The organism is Colwellia sp. MB3u-55 (genome assembly GCF_014076785.1).
Taxonomy (GTDB): Bacteria; Pseudomonadota; Gammaproteobacteria; order Enterobacterales; family Alteromonadaceae; genus Colwellia_A.
Genome location: NZ_JACGUS010000101.1, coordinates 1 through 16,262, shown reverse-complemented (window position 1 = coordinate 16,262; position 16,262 = coordinate 1). Strand labels below are relative to the sequence as shown.

General features: G+C 37.7%; 11 protein-coding genes. 6 read left to right on the top strand and 5 right to left on the bottom strand.

Going from position 1 to position 16,262, the window contains the following annotated elements:
* Positions 1 to 30: 30 nt before the first annotated feature.
* Positions 31 to 432, bottom strand: coding sequence for a MerR family DNA-binding transcriptional regulator (locus H4J66_RS05455; protein ID WP_070376356.1), 402 nt, complete (start codon positions 430 to 432; stop codon positions 31 to 33).
* 251 nt (positions 433 to 683) lie between these two features.
* Between H4J66_RS05455 and H4J66_RS05450 the strand changes: the two genes are divergently transcribed.
* Positions 684 to 1,868: an acetyl-CoA C-acyltransferase gene (locus H4J66_RS05450; protein WP_182171553.1), complete on the top strand. Its 1,185-nt coding sequence runs from the start codon at positions 684 to 686 to the stop codon at positions 1,866 to 1,868.
* Positions 1,869 to 3,060: 1,192 nt separating this feature from the next.
* On the opposite strand, the gene H4J66_RS05445 is transcribed toward H4J66_RS05450, so the two are convergent.
* The 4 genes from H4J66_RS05445 to H4J66_RS05430 all read right to left on the bottom strand — a co-directional run bounded on the left by H4J66_RS05445 (position 3,061) and on the right by H4J66_RS05430 (position 8,346).
* On the bottom strand, positions 3,061 to 3,909 hold the full coding sequence (locus H4J66_RS05445) for a hypothetical protein (RefSeq protein ID WP_182171550.1): 849 nt from the start codon (positions 3,907 to 3,909) through the stop codon (positions 3,061 to 3,063).
* Positions 3,910 to 4,240: 331 nt separating this feature from the next.
* Complete coding sequence (locus H4J66_RS05440) at positions 4,241 to 4,426, bottom strand: hypothetical protein (RefSeq protein ID WP_182171547.1); 186 nt, start codon at positions 4,424 to 4,426, stop codon at positions 4,241 to 4,243.
* Positions 4,427 to 5,316: 890 nt separating this feature from the next.
* Positions 5,317 to 7,113 carry a DNA helicase RecQ gene (recQ, locus tag H4J66_RS05435; protein WP_182171544.1) on the bottom strand — a complete coding sequence of 599 codons (1,797 nt, stop codon included), beginning with the start codon at positions 7,111 to 7,113 and terminating at the stop codon, positions 5,317 to 5,319.
* A 309-nt stretch (positions 7,114 to 7,422) separates the two neighbouring features.
* Positions 7,423 to 8,346 (bottom strand): AraC family transcriptional regulator, encoded by a 924-nt coding sequence (locus H4J66_RS05430; RefSeq protein ID WP_182171541.1) that lies wholly within the window; start codon positions 8,344 to 8,346, stop codon positions 7,423 to 7,425.
* Positions 8,347 to 8,523: 177 nt separating this feature from the next.
* Between H4J66_RS05430 and H4J66_RS05425 the strand changes: the two genes are divergently transcribed.
* From H4J66_RS05425 to gmhB, 5 genes are all read left to right on the top strand, one after another.
* The gene (locus H4J66_RS05425; protein WP_182171538.1) at positions 8,524 to 11,904 is read left to right on the top strand and encodes a methylmalonyl-CoA mutase family protein; all 3,381 of its coding nucleotides are present in this window, start codon (positions 8,524 to 8,526) and stop codon (positions 11,902 to 11,904) included.
* Between the two features lie 113 nt (positions 11,905 to 12,017).
* Positions 12,018 to 13,061 (top strand): oxidoreductase, encoded by a 1,044-nt coding sequence (locus tag H4J66_RS05420; protein ID WP_182171535.1) that lies wholly within the window; start codon positions 12,018 to 12,020, stop codon positions 13,059 to 13,061.
* Between the two features lie 49 nt (positions 13,062 to 13,110).
* Entirely contained in the window at positions 13,111 to 14,217 is a 1,107-nt protein-coding gene (locus tag H4J66_RS05415; RefSeq protein WP_182171532.1) for an enoyl-CoA hydratase/isomerase family protein, read from the top strand.
* 19 nt (positions 14,218 to 14,236) lie between these two features.
* Positions 14,237 to 14,998 (top strand): SDR family oxidoreductase, encoded by a 762-nt coding sequence (locus H4J66_RS05410; protein ID WP_182171529.1) that lies wholly within the window; start codon positions 14,237 to 14,239, stop codon positions 14,996 to 14,998.
* 169 nt (positions 14,999 to 15,167) lie between these two features.
* Entirely contained in the window at positions 15,168 to 15,704 is a 537-nt protein-coding gene (gmhB, locus tag H4J66_RS05405) for a D-glycero-beta-D-manno-heptose 1,7-bisphosphate 7-phosphatase (protein WP_182171526.1), read from the top strand.
* Positions 15,705 to 16,262 lie beyond the last annotated feature (558 nt).

The following is a 16,262-nucleotide window of genomic DNA, read 5'->3' as shown; positions in this document are numbered from 1 at the left end:
TTAGCTTAGTTAGCTACGTAAAGTTATGCGTTAGGTTTTTGTATTGTCGATAGCTGATAAAGTAGCTAAACAGCTTTCTTCTAAATTTGTTAATTCCATCAACACCACTTTTATATCGTCGAGTTGTTGATGTAAGTCTGATTTTTTTTGCTCAATAATATCCATCATCAGTTTTAATTGGCTGGCGCTGGTATTATCTAAGTCGTATAACTCAAAGATGCGACCGGTTTCGGCTAAAGAAAACCCCAAGCGTTTACCGCGTAGAATTAACTTTAGTCGAACTTTATCTCTTTGGTTATAAATTCGAGTTTGTCCTTTGCGAGTAGGGGCAAGCAAGCCTTGATCTTCGTAAAAACGAATACTGCGAGTCGTTATATCGAACTCTTTAGAAAGATCGCTGATTGAAAAAGTCCGTGCTTTTAATTCTGCCATGAAAAACTCTACATTTATGTTATACACTCACCTTACAGGAAGTTTACGTTAACGTAAAGTAAGAGCTTTTTTTATCAAGCTGCTAATAAATATCCCATCAACAATTTACCCACTCAGGTAAAATCATTACTATATAAATCGGTTATAATTCTGTCCTCACCATTAAAGTTTACGTTGGCGTAAACGTCAAATATAAGTTATGGTGTTAATCATTAATTTATCCCTTTTTATTTTTATCTCGGAGAGCTTTCATGTCTACTACAGATCCTATTGTTATTGTTTCAGCGTCTAGAACCCCTATGGGTGGTTTTATGGGCGGATTATCTGCTGTAACTTCACCTGACTTAGGCGCAACGGCTATACGCGGCGCACTTGCTGCGGCAAATATTGCTAACGATCAAGTTGATGAAGTAATCATGGGGTGTGTATTGCCTGCAGGTTTAAAACAAGCGCCTGCTCGTCAAGCAGCTTTGGCGGCTGATTTGGCATTATCAACAGTTTGTACCACCATTAATAAAGTCTGTGGCTCTGGAATGAAAGCTGCAATGCAAGCACATGACTCACTGATGGCTGGCTCTATTAATGTTGCTGTTGCCGGTGGTATGGAAAGCATGACTAATGCACCGCACCTTTTACCTAAAGGTCGCAGTGGTATAAAAATGGGGCATGGTCAAATTCTTGATCATATGATGACTGATGGTTTAGAAAATGCTTATGACGGCATAGCTATGGGGTGTTTCGCACAAGAAACTGCCGATGATGCTGGGTTTACTCGTGAAGACATGGATGAATATGCTATTCGCTCATTAGCACGTGCCAATTCAGCGATTGCTGGCGGTGCTTTCGAAAATGAAATATCGCCAGTAACGATTAAATCTCGTCGTGGCGACTCTGTCTTTGCAATAGATGAACAGCCGGGTAATGCCCGCCCTGATAAAATACCTTCATTACGTGCTGCTTTTAAAAGAGACGGGACTATTACGGCTGCGAACTCTAGTTCTATTTCAGATGGTGCTGCGGCATTAGTGATGATGAAACAGTCAGAAGCAGAAAAACGTGGTCTACGCCCTTTATGTAAAATTGTTGCTCATGCAACGCATGCACAAAAACCTGAAGAGTTTACCGTAGCACCCGTTGGCGCAATGAATAAAGTTTTAGCAAAAGCAAACTGGACGGCTGCAGATGTTGATCTATGGGAAATTAATGAAGCATTTGCCATGGTTACCATGTTAGCGATTAAAGAATTAGCCTTAGATGTTGAAAAAGTCAATGTCAATGGTGGCGCTTGTGCACTGGGTCATCCTTTAGGTGCTAGTGGTGCTCGTATTATGGTAACGTTAATCCATGCATTAAAAAACAAAGGTTTATCAAAAGGTTTAGCCTCTCTTTGTATTGGTGGTGGTGAAGCTACAGCGATTGCGGTTGAAATGTTTTAGGCCATTAAGTTCGCTGTTATTTTCAGATAATGCTGATAAAAATTAAATTTGTAAAGCCGCTATGTTAAGTCATAGCGGCTTTTTTATTAATGCTCAATGATTGCACAGATTCTTTTTGAACAAAGATAAGTGTAGAAGCTAAATAAATATCGAAACAAATGTGGCAGTAAGTTTTATCTATTAAAAAAGTACCAAAAAACACGTCAAATAAAGTTTGAACCTGACTTCAACAGGCATAAGTGAACCTTAATAATCATTCGAAACACATTATAAAATAACTTTGTTAATGTCTTCTGCGCATCGCTGACATTATCTGCTGGCTATTCTTTAGGTCAACTCATAGCCAATTGCGGACATTAGCTTTTGAGTTACTAAGGGCAGTTCAGAGCCTATTGCGGTCATTCTAATTTAAATGCTTTTGTTTATTTGTACCCAAAATCTTACTAAATATTTAGCATCCGATTACGTACACAATCTCAAAAGCGGACATTAGAATCATCTAAGGTCCAGATAAAGTAGAGTTGTTAAATCTAAGGCGCTAATGAGATAGTGCTAACCGTCACTATTGCCACAAAGAAGACATTAGAACTAACAGGCTAAAATTGATTTTGGATTAGTTTTTGTATCGATAACGCTCTATTAAGCGGCGCGAAATTGTTGGCTAAAATTGCGAGGGACGAAGCTAGCCAATTGTTTAGCGTCCGTCTTGAATAGCTTATGTGCTTACTTTAATTGATAATCCATAGAATTTATAGTCACAATGTTATTGCACGTTTGCTTAGTAACGATATCGCCTACTTTTAATTGTTCCCAAGATTTTATTGGTAGAAAACTATAGTTTTGATCTTTTATAACAAAAGATTTTGTTGCGTGATTATTAGATATAAATTTTTTAGTAACCTCTCCTGAAACATTTATATATTGAGTTTTACTTTTATTAACTCTACCGCTAATTGAAAATGCAACAGAGGTACAACATATAAAGCAAAGGATCATTAACGGAATATGTTTTTTTGTGTATTTAAGTCAGGTTTCGGGCCTAAGATGGCCATAAAAAGGAAAGGCTTAAGAAAGATATAGCAACTAACGTATTGAAATATATACGATTAAAGTTAAGTGAATCTCCCTTGCACATAACGCCTTATTAGGAGGGAAATTGCAGTTTGTTGGTGTTATTTGAGGTTATATTAAGTCAATCTGATGTTGGTAGAGGAGCAAAGCGAATTCGCACCATTAACTCTAGGTTGTAATCACTGTATTTTTGAAAAAACATAGAGCCATCACCTTCACTAAGATCTTTACGGAAAAGCGCAAATCCTTTTAAATCAGCAATTTCATCTACCTTTTTTGCGATTTTATTATGAAGGTCTAGAGACGATTCTGGGTCAAGAGGGCCGTTAAGTTTAGCAAGAAATACGCAGAAAGTTTCTCTACATTTTGCCTCATATATATGATCTATTTTATCTGAAAAACCAGTATTAAAAACATCCATTGCTTCAAGGCTAAATTCAGCATCATAATCTCCAAATAACTTTGCGAATTGTGGAGAATCAAAGTGCGCTAAACCCTTCTCCTTATCATTTTGATATATTGTATCGTCGTCGTACTCTGGCTCATATACTTTAATAGTGGGGAATTCATTATGATTGGTATCATTAATTGCATCAGCCAACAAGTTACCGTCTTCCACTTGAAATTTCTCATTATTATTATACTGGAAAAATGGAAGTAAATAGTTGTCATAATCCTGTTCACCCTTATTATAAATCCCAGGCTTAATGTTTCCGGGAATATACATTGATGCCTCGGGCTTTTCTACTGTGGGTTTTGGTTTTGTTATTTTAGCAACTGACGCTGTACTTAGTTCAGCTTCTAAAATGATATTCGTTTCATCCTCTGCCTGTAATGGTAAAGGTGAAGCATAGGATTGCTCGGTTAAGTGAGCTGCTTTAACAGTTTGATTATGGGGGGAAACATAGGAAACACCATAACCTAGAAAAGAAAAAACAACACATAGTAAAATAACCTGCTTAACGTTCATACGATAAAACCTTTTCTGTTTGAGATAAATATTCATGTAATTAAGCATGAATTTAGTTACTTAGGTTTTACGCTACTCCGTGGTTACTGGGTAGCGTATAAAATATAGCTACTGGCTAATTATGTTCTAGGCCCCCAATCACCACAAATCTTGCTGTATGGGTGGGTGCGGCAGGTCTTGATAGCCCTTAATGTATCGTTGATAGATACATCTTGGCTGGTATTCTCATGCCATACTGATGTGTTAGGGTCTAAATAGTTTGCTAAAATGTTGAGGAACGAAAGCAGCAAACTGTTTTTTTTCCTTGTTTAATAGCTTGTTAGGTAACAAATTACACCATACCTAGTTTTGTTGCAAACTCTAAAGTACCTCTATCATTTGCCCACATATTAAGTTTTATAAAAGACTCTTCAAGTAACTCATATAGTTCCGCTTTGAAGTCATCAATTTTCAAAGCTTTTATAGGAGTTTCGTGCTTCCAGAAACGTTCATTACCTTTATCTTCTGATGCACACACCCATAAATTTAAATACCCACCCGTTTCAGATGAAAGGTAAAGTTAGATTAAACATCTAACTTTAGTGCCAAACAATTGAACGCTCAGGACAATCTTTCTGATTTTTTGTAATTATTAAGCTGTGCTTATTAGCAAATTTTTTGAAGATAGGATCTAGCTCTAAAAGAGATTTTTCTAAATGGTTAAAATCCATAATATAAATTAAACGCTAAACGTTCCTTGTTACCTAACAGTTTATTACTGAGACTTCTCAGTAATACGACACGAATAATTCATTAGAAAATATATCGCAAAAAACTTATCTCTAAAGTCAGCAATGCGCACCAAGTTGTCATAAAATCTAAGGTGCTAAGTACCTCTAATTAAGGTTAGTCGAATGTCCGCTTTCAGTCTTTTCAATTAAACCTGAATATTAATCCCCCAAGCTTCAAGATAAAAATTTTGAATGATTTCATTATCTGATGTAGGGCTGCTTTGTCGGATCACTTGACGCTAGGTAAGCCAAAGCTAACTTCCGCTTTCGTATCAAAGTGAACATAACACAGGGTTGTTTTGACTAGTGAATTAGGTCAGGTTTGTGGTTTGTGGCTACTGCCCTTAGAGTTATATTTTAGGAGTTAGCTATTTCAACGTTTAATTAATTTTTTGAAAGGTATTTTCGGCGCTTAATCGTAATAATTCCAGTTTCCGATTTTATTTAACGGTTTGCATCTTTATCTTACTTCTACAGTTATTCATATATTCCCTTACAAGCGTGAGATTATTTAGCTATATATACTTTAACTAAAAAAGCCCCAACATAAAAATGCTGGGACTTTATTTAATATTATTATTTCTATCTTTATTTGTTAGTTTACAACTTTATTCAGAACCCACAATAAGCGTTTTAGCTAGTGAAGTAGTGCGATAATTTTTTCACCATAAAGCTCAAGTTTTGTTTTACCTATACCATTAACGTTTAATAGTTGTGCTGAGTTTTTGGGATTAGCTCTGGCTATATCCATTAAGGTAGCGTCGTGAAAAATAACGAATGATGGTACATTTCTCTCTTTTGCCCAGAATGCTCTTTGTTGCTTGAGCTTTTCAAATACGGTTTCTTCTTGTGCTGATAAATTGCTGGCATTAGGTTGTTTTGATTTTCGTGCAAGCTTCGCCTTACCGTATTCTTTTACTTTGAGTTCTATGGTCAGTTCGCCTTTTAATAAAGGTCGAGATTTTTCAGTAAGTTTTAAAGCGCCATATTCCATTTCTACAGCTAAATATCCCATTGAAATGAGTTGCCTAAACACCGTTTGCCATTCCTCTGCTTTGTGCTCTTTACCAATACCATAGGTAGAAAGTTGTTGGTGATTGACCTGGATAACTTTAGGGGTTTGCTTACCTAGCAAGACATCAATTTGATGGCCTACGCCAAATCTTTGGCCCGTTCGATAAACGGTTGAAAGTGCTTTTCTAGCGGCAGCAGTGCCATCCCATGTTATGGGTGGATTCAAACAGTTATCACAATTTCCGCAAGGCTCAGCTAACGTTTCACCAAAATAATTGAGTAATACTTGCCGGCGGCAAGAGCACACTTCGCAATAACCAAGCAGGGCATCAATTTTACGTTGAGTTATAAACTTGAACTGTTCATTACCACTACTTTGACTTGTCATTTGTTTTAGTTTAATAACATCTTGCATGCCATACGCTAACCAAGTATTGGCGGGCATACCATCACGGCCTGCTCGGCCAGTTTCTTGGTAGTAGGCTTCGATACTTTTAGGCAAATTTAAATGGGCAACAAACCTAACATCGGGTTTATCAATACCCATGCCAAAGGCAATGGTGGCAACGATTATTATGCCGTCTTCTCTGAGAAAACGTTGTTGATTGCTATCTTTAATATTATTGGCTAAACCTGCATGATAAGGCAAAGCAACTTTTCCTTGTTCACTCAGCCATTGAGCTGTGGCCTCAACAGATTTTCTTGAAAGACAATAAACGATACCGGCATCATTGTTATGTTCGGTATTGATAAATTTAAGGAGCTGTTCTTTGTTATTTTTTTGTTCACTGATCCGATACTGAATATTGGGTCTGTCAAAACTATGAACAAAGATTTTAGCAGCCGTTAAATTTAATACTTGAACAATTTCATCTCGCGTTTTCATATCCGCTGTCGCTGTTAAGGCAATTTTAGGCGTGTGGGGATATCGCTGGCTGATAATGGACAGTTGTTGGTATTCAGGTCTGAAATCATGACCCCATTGTGAAACACAATGTGCTTCATCAAAGGCAAAGAGTGCAATGGTAATATTATCAATAAGGTTTAGAAAATAATCACTCAATAGTCGCTCTGGTGCAACGTACAATAAGTCGACATTGCCTGATCTTATTAGCTGCTCGACACGATTTTGTTCTTCATGGTCCTGCGACGAATTTAAAAACTCTGCTTTTACGCCTTGTAGTTTTAGCGCATCAACTTGATCTTTCATTAACGCTATTAGTGGCGACACCACTATGCCTACGCCATCACGAACTATCGCCGGTATTTGATAGCATAATGACTTTCCACCACCGGTTGGCATAAGCGTAAAAACATCTGCGCCACTTATTAATTCACTAATTATTTTCGCTTGTTGATGTCGAAAATCAGGGTAACCAAAGGTATTTTGTAAAACTGATTTTGCCGTATTGATATCCATATTGATTTCCTTTTAACGCTAGACAAGTCAGTGAAATTAAATAGCATAGATTAAGTGACATTAAGTTAAGTGGTGAGCATTAAATAGCGGGTTAAAAGTTAAGTATCGCTAATGTTATCGCGTAACCTTGAGTATAGCAGCCAATGATTATTTACTTTTAACGAGCAAACCTATGATAAAGGTATCATCAACGTCGTTATAAATGAAGACGAGGAGAATGAGTCTACTATAAATTACGTCTGGCTAGTATGGTCAAGAGTTAGCTATTGGCTAAATACATTGCTAACACTCTAACTTCTATTGATGTTTTTAAGCACTGTGACGAGAGTCACGATATTGCTTTGGTGACATTCCTAGCGACTTTTTAAATAGGCGTGAAAAATAGTAAGGGTCGCTATATCCCAAGCCCTCACTAATATCTTTAATAGTCTGTGAGCTATTATCAAGTTCAGAGCAGGCGCGTTGAATTTTCATATTAATAAAATGCTGTATTGGTGATGTATCAGTGAGTTCTTTAAACTTCTTTGAAAAATAAAATTTAGAAAGCTGACTGTAATGCGCTAATGTATCCAAACTCAACTCTTGATGAAGATTATTGCGCATTAAACGTTCGACCGCATCAATATCAAAAGTAGAACTTTTATTAAAGTCAGTTAAACGCAACTGTAATGCCAAAAAGCTTAAGGTTTGCTGTAAAATATGAACCGCGTGAATAACATTAGTAGCGGTATAGCCGCGGCGACCTAGCGCTAATAAATTGTCAAAATCTCGGATCACTTCATCTACATTCCCAACGTGTGCTAGGCCATCATCCATTTTCATTAATAAACGTTCGGCAAAATTACTGGCGAGGTCGCCTTTAAAATTTAACCAATAGACTTTCCCTGACTTGTTTTTAATTTCACTGTTACTTCCTCTATAAACGGCGGTAAATTTAAAACTCGCATTGGCTGGTATAATAACAAGATCGCCCGATTTAACTTCTCTGACTTTGTTTTTATAGTCTAGAGTTGCACTAGTAGATTGACAATAAAGTAAGCTGTGATGGTCACTGTTTTTTTTATCTATTTGATAGGCAATATCTGAATGCTTCCCAAGCGATAACGGATAAAGACTCGAGGTTAGCGGATGAACTTGCAGTTTTTTCAATAAAAAAACGGGAATAAGTAAACGAATATCATCAATGATAGTTGCTGTTTTTATCGGCTTTGCTGACTTTGATTGTTGAAGCATAATTAATAAGCTACGCGTTTTAATTTTATAGCAAGATAGTCCATCAAATTAGCAATAAAATCAATGTTAATACCATTTTCTTTATGATTTAATATTATTAATAAAAAATTTAAATAGCAATTCAGCACCAAAAATTACACCTATAATGGTGAGTAAGTTAATAAAAGAGAATTCAAAATGACAACTGAAAGATACCAACTCAAGAATAAAATTAGAATTGTCACTGCCGCATCACTTTTTGATGGGCACGATGCTGCGATTAATATTATGCGCCGAATTTTACAATCAAGTGGTGCTGAAGTTATTCATTTGGGCCATGACCGCAGTGTTGAAGAAGTGGTTAATACCGCAATTCAAGAGGATGCTAATGCTATTGCGATGACTTCTTATCAAGGTGGGCATAACGAATATTTTAAATATATGTACGACCTACTTAAAGAACGAGGTTGTGAACATATTCGTATCGTTGGTGGCGGTGGCGGTGTTATTTTACCTGACGAAATTAAAATGCTACAAGATTACGGTATTACCCGTATTTATTCGCCTGATGACGGTCGTGCACTGGGGTTATTAGGCATGATTGACGACATGTTAGAGCGCTGTGACTTTAAAACTGGCGTCAATGTTAAAAAAGACGATGTTGCTAATTTAAAGAAAAATGACAAACAAGCCATTGCGCGTTTAATTTCAGCGGCTGAAAATGCGCCTAAAGAAAATAAAGCCGACTTAGAGAAAATTCGTAAAATTGCCTCAGCAAGTAAAACACCGGTATTAGGTATTACTGGTACCGGTGGTGCGGGTAAATCTTCGCTGGTTGATGAATTAATCCGTCGCTTTTTAATGGCGACAGCAGACAGCAAAATTGCCATTGTTTCGGTTGACCCGTCTAAGCGTAAAACCGGTGGTGCATTACTCGGTGACCGAATTCGTATGAATGCGGTAAACAATGATCGCGTTTACATGCGTTCGTTAGCCACACGTCAGTCAAACTTGGCGTTGTCTGTTTATGTCAATGACACCTTAGAAATTTTAAAAGCGACCGATTTCGACTTAATTATTCTAGAAACTTCGGGTATTGGTCAATCAGATACCGAAATTGAAGAACATTCAGATGTTTCTTTGTATGTAATGACGCCAGAGTATGGCGCGGCAACACAATTAGAAAAAATCGATATGCTCGATTTTGCTGATATTATTGCGCTCAATAAATTTGATAAACGGGGCGCTTTAGATGCCCTGCGTGACGTTAAAAAACAATATAAACGTAACCGTGGCATGTTTGAAGCCGGTGATGATGAAGTACCAGTTTACGGCACGATAGCTTCACAATTTAACGACCGTGGTATGACCGAATTATATAATGCGGTGATCACAGCATTAAACACGAAAGCGGGCTTAATTGTTGGCGACATTCTCTCTACTGAAGGCACATTAGCCAATAAAAGTAGCGTGATCCCAGGTAATCGTATTCGTTATTTATCTGAAATATCAGAAAGTAATCGCGGTTATGATGCTTGGGTTGAAAAACAAACAACGGTTGCACAAAAGCTTTATGGTATTCATCAGGCGATTGAAACAGCAAAAGATAGTGAAACTGTAGTTTCTGTTGATCTAGTGACGCAACTTGAAGCGCTTTATACTCAAGTTGAATTAGACTTAGACCCTAAAAATAAATTATTACTCGAGCAATGGGCGACTAAAGTTCAGCGTTATAAAGACCCTGAATTTAAATTTAAAGTACGAGACAAAGAACTGTCGATAGCCACTCATTCAAAATCACTTTCTGGTAGCGATATCCCTAAAATTAGTATGCCTAAATATCAGGGATGGGGCGATATCTTAAAGTGGAACTTACAAGAAAATGTACCGGGTGAATTTCCATATACCGCCGGTTTATTCCCCTTCAAGCGTGAAGGCGAAGACCCAACACGTATGTTCGCGGGTGAAGGAGGCCCAGAAAGAACGAACCGTCGTTTTCATTATGTTTCAAAAGGCATGCCGGCTAAACGCTTATCAACAGCATTTGATTCCGTGACCCTATACGGTAACGATCCGGCTATTCGTCCTGATATTTATGGAAAAATAGGTAATGCCGGCGTTTCTATTTGTTGTTTAGATGATGCCAAGAAACTTTATTCTGGTTTTGATTTAGCTCATGCGATGACGTCGGTTTCCATGACCATTAATGGCCCTGCGCCGATGTTGTTAGGTTTTTTCTTGAATACCGCTATCGATCAACAATGTGAGCGCTTTATTACCGAAAATGGTTTGGAAAAAGAAGTTGCCGCAACCATAGCTAAAATTTATAAAGACAAAGGCTGTGAACGTCCAAGCTATCAAGGTGAATTACCCGATGGCAACGACGGTTTAGGTTTGATGTTAATTGGTGTTACTGGCGATCAAGTTCTCCCTCCAGCGGTATATCAAGCGATAAAAGCTAAAACCTTAACGCTAGTGCGTGGTACGGTACAAGCCGATATTTTAAAAGAAGATCAAGCGCAAAATACCTGTATTTTCTCTACTGAATTTGCCCTACGTTTAATGGGTGATGTGCAAGAGTACTTTATTGAAAAAGGTGTGCGTAATTTTTATTCAGTGTCTATTTCTGGCTATCATATAGCAGAAGCTGGCGCGAACCCGATCACTCAATTGGCGTTAACGTTGGCAAACGGTTTTACTTTTGTTGAGTATTACCTAAGCCGCGGTATGGACATTAATGAATTTGGTCCTAACTTATCGTTTTTCTTCTCAAACGGTATCGACCCAGAATACGCTGTCATTGGCCGAGTGGCTCGTCGTATTTGGTCAAAAGCGATGAAGAATAAATATGGTGCCAATGCTCGCGCGCAAATGTTGAAATATCATATTCAAACATCGGGTCGTTCATTGCATGCTCAAGAAATTGATTTCAATGATATTCGTACCACATTACAAGCACTTTATGCGATAAACGATAACTGTAACTCTTTGCATACTAATGCTTATGATGAAGCTATTACCACGCCTACCGAAGACAGTGTTCGTCGTGCGATGGCGATTCAATTAATCATTAACCGTGAATTAGGACTTTCTAAAAATGAAAATCCTATTCAAGGCGCGTTCATTATTGAAGAGTTAACTGATTTAGTTGAAGATGCCGTATTAACTGAATTTGATCGTATTAACGAACGTGGTGGTGTACTTGGTGCCATGGAAACTATGTATCAGCGTGGTAAAATTCAAGAAGAAAGTATGTATTATGAACACCTAAAGCATTCAGGTGAATATCCTATTATAGGTGTAAATACTTTCCTTAGTTCTACGGGCTCGCCAACGATTGTGCCTGAAGAAGTTATTCGCGCTACCGAGGAAGAAAAAACTTATCAAATTGATATGTTAGCGAGTTTAAACAAAGCCAATGCAGCAGAAGTAGAAGTCTTACTTAAGCGTTTACAAACAGCCGCCATTAATCATGAAAATATTTTTGAATTAATGATGGATGCTTGTAAGGTTTGTTCTTTAGGGCAAATTGTCAGTTCGTTATTTGAAGCAGGCGGTCAATATCGTCGCAATATGTAACACGAGTAAATAGTCAGTTTATTAGATTAGAGTAAAGTAGTGTCTATGCACTACTTATACCTTGATGTTAATTCTTCATACACCTTTATTTAGATAATTGAATAGGAATAATTATGTCAACGTTGATCACGGAGTTAAGGCAAGTACCAGATAAATTTACGGCTTTTCGTATTCATCAAATACAAGAGGGTGATAAGAAAAAAATCATCAGTGGGTTTGAGCAAGTTGGTATTGATGATTTAACCGCAGGTGAAGTGGTTATTAAAGTCGCCTATTCAGACATTAATTATAAAGATGCTCTAGCTGCCACAGGAAAAGGAAGAATCTTACGTACTTATCCCTTAGTAGGCGGTATTGATTTATCGGGTGTTGTGGTTAGCTCTGTTGATGAACGATTTAAAGTGGGCGATAAAGTGCTGGTTTGCGGCGCGCAATTATCTGAACTCTATGATGGTGGTTACAGTGAGTATGCGCGGGTAAAAGCAGATTCAGTCGTGGCATTGCCAACAGGCGTGAGTTTACGTGATGCGATGGCACTCGGTACCGCAGGATATACTGCCGCTCTTGCTATTCAGCGTATGGAAGATAATGGTCAACTTCCAGAGCCAGGTCCGATTGTTGTCACCGGCGCTACCGGTGGTTTTGGTAGTTTTGCTATTAATATGCTGTCAAATATTGGTTATGAAGTGATCGCTTTTACGGGTAAAACAGAACAAGAAGGTTATTTAAAAGCGCTCGGTGCGACTAAGCTTATTAGTCGTCATGATATTGAGATGGGTAGCAAACCGCTAGAAAATGCACAGTGGGGTGGGGCGGTCGATAGTGTTGGCGGTGAAACGTTAGCTTGGCTAACACGCACCACCCATGTTTGGGGAAATATTGCTTCAATTGGTTTAGCTGGTGGCTTCAAATTAGAGACCACTGTTATGCCTTTTATATTAAGAGGCGTGAGCCTACTTGGTATTAACTCAGTTGAAATGCCACTTTCAGTACGCACACGAGCCTGGAAGCGATTAGCAACAGATTTAAAACCAACAAAACTTGAGCTGATTTCTCCTACGACCATTGAATTTCGAGACTTAGGTAATGCATTTGCCGCTTATGTCGATGGCACGGTTACCGGACGAACTGTCGTAGCGATTGATGCCAGTCTTTAAAGTGCCATCAAACAGAACATTAACCCGTAAAGAATCGGAGCTAAATTAAATGACAGATGTGATATTTAAAGAGTTAAGCAGCAATAATAATAAACTAATAGCCATAGCAGAACTTAATGCGCCTAAATCGCTTAATGCATTAAATCTTTCGATGATTAAGCTGTTAACCAAAAAACTGCTGTCTTGGCAGCAAGATGACAATATAGCGATGGTTATTTTACAAGGCGCCGGTGAAAAAGCGTTCTGTGCTGGTGGAGATGTTGTTAGCCTGTATAACTATTTACACGCACTAGAGACACCAATAGATGATAACGTCATTACATCAGGCTTCGCTAATGAATTTTTTAGTGAAGAATATGTACTTGACCAATTAATTCATAATTTTAGTAAACCTATTATGATCTGGGGAGATGGTTATATCATGGGCGGCGGCATAGGTTTATTTGCTGGTGCCAGTCATCGTGTAACCACAGAGCGCACTTTGATGGCAATGCCAGAAGTATCAATAGGGCTATTTCCTGATGTAGGGTCAAGTTGGTTTTTTAATAAAACACCCCAAGACCTCGGTTTGTTCTTAGGGATCACCGGTGCTGTATTTAATGCCGTAGATGCTAACTATCTTGGCTTGTCGGATTATATTATTGATAGTTCATCTAAAAATGGTGTTTTTGATCACTTACTAACAGTCGACTGGCAAGACAATGATCGAAATCACTCACTGCTAAAGCAAGCATTGACCGATTTTTCGAACCGCTTTGAACACCATTTACCCAATGAGGTAAAAAACAATGAAGTGACTATAGCAAAATTATTAGCTTTCGATAATATTGCTGATATACATAAAGCGATTTTAAATGTACAAACAGACAATAAATGGCTAAATAAAGCAAAAAACAAATTACTGGCAGGTAGCCCATTGAGTGCTTGTATTATATATAGGCAGCTACAAACGACTAAAACGCTAAGTTTGAGTGAATGTTTTACCTCAGAGTTAAATTTAATCCTTCGTTTTTGTCAGTATGCTGAAGCTTGCGAAGGTATTAGGGCATTATTAGTTGATAAAGACAAAAATCCCAATTGGGCTTTTTCAAATATTAATGATGTTGACCATAAATTAGTTGATTGGTTTTTTAGCCCTATCAACGAAAAAATATAATAGAGATAAAGGAAAAACAATGGATTTGAATGATAAAGTTATCGTCATCACCGGTGGTGGACAAGGCCTAGGACGTTCTATGGCAATTAGCTTAGCAACAAATGGTGCCAAATTAGCGTTAATCGATTTAAATGAATCGTTATTACAAGAAACTGTAAAACTTATTGAAGCAGCAGGTTCTTCGGCAAAGTATTATTTAGCCAACGTGACAAATGAAAGTGAAGTAGAAGCGATTTTTAGCCAGATCAATGATGACTTTTCGGGGATCGACGGCTTAATTAACAATGCCGGAATTTTACGTGACGGTATGTTTGTTAAAGCTAAAGATGGAGTCGTTGCTAAGAAAATGTCATTGGATCAGTTCCAATCCGTCATCGATGTTAATTTAACGGGTGTTTTCCTATGTGGTCGCGAAGCTGCTGTTCACATGATTGAAGGTAAACGTAAAGGTGTCATTATTAATATGTCGTCTATCGCAAGAGCCGGTAATATGGGACAAACCAATTATGCTGCATCTAAAGCGGGTGTTGTCGCTATGACCGTAACTTGGGCGCGCGAGTTAGGACGTCATGGTATTCGTGTTGGCGCTATTGCCCCAGGTGTTATTCGCACCGCAATGACTGATGCGATGAAACCAGAAATGCGTGACCGTTTAGAAAAAATGAAACCCGTTGGCCGCTTAGGTGAAGCAGATGAAATTGCTCACACCGTAAAGTATATTTTTGAAAATGAGTTTTTTACCGGCCGTGTCGTAGAAATTGATGGCGGTCTTTGCATGTAACAAATATCTGCTGTTTATTAACAGCAGATATTGAGCACAATGTCGTTCTTGGGTATCTAAGCTGCAAAGTATTCGTTAATTCGTGCGGCAAAATATTCAAGAACGATGGCTTTATCAATTAATCTAACCAATAACCTATCATTAGCCGCTAAGTCAAAAGAAATTAACTATGAAAAAAGCACTGTTTTTAGACAGGGACGGCATTATAAATGTTGACCATGGTTACGTTTATAAAAAAGAAGCATTTGAATTTGTCGAAGATATCTTTACTGTTTGTTTGGATGCGCACCATAAAGGTTATGAAATATTTGTCATTACTAACCAATCAGGTATTGCTAGAGGCAAATATACGGTTGAGCAATTTAATCAACTGACTCTATGGATGGTAGAACAATTTAAATCGAGAGGGATCGTAATTGCAGATGTTTATTATTGCCCTCATCATCCAGATAAAGGCGTTGGTGAATACAAGGTGGCCTGTGATTGTAGAAAACCAGAACCCGGTATGATTTTATCTGCAGCTAAAAAGTATGACATTGATTTAGCAAAGAGTATTTTTATTGGTGATAAAGTATCAGATATGCAGGCTGCAGAGCGTGCTGGTATAAAAAGTAAGATATTGCTTGTTGATCAATATAGCGATAATGAGGCGATTAAAGCAGACCGTATCCATAAAATTAGCGAAGCTAGCGTGTATATTAGCTAAATTGTTCGATAAATAAGCGAACAAACGTTTATTTTAAAGTTATTACAAAAAAGGGTTGACGCCTAGCGAGAAATGTCTAGAATGCGCCCCAGTTCCAAGGGGTTCAGTCAAAACGAACCACGAAAGAGCTGTTTTGATAAGTTATCTACATAAGTTTAGAGTAAAGTAGTTGACTTAACGTTTATCAATAAGGTTTGAATTTTCGAAAAGAACTTCAAATTAAATTAAATAAAACGTTGACATCGAAACTAGAGTGCGTAGAATACGCATCTCGCTTCAGGCAAGGCCTGTAGCAACGAAGCAAAGCGAATGAGATTTTGTTTCGGTTAACGCCTAGCGTTAACGTTCTTTAACAATTAGTTATCATGCAATTTGTGTAGACACTCACATTACATTGATTTTACATAGTCGGTTCTTAATTCTCTAACGAGAAGCAAGGAAAGACGTAAAACAGTTTAATAATGATGTCACACAGATTAAGTATTAATTATCTCTTAGGAGATTAATTAGTACGTTTTATGTAGTTACTGCTTCTCTTTTAAGAGTTGTTGGTAACAC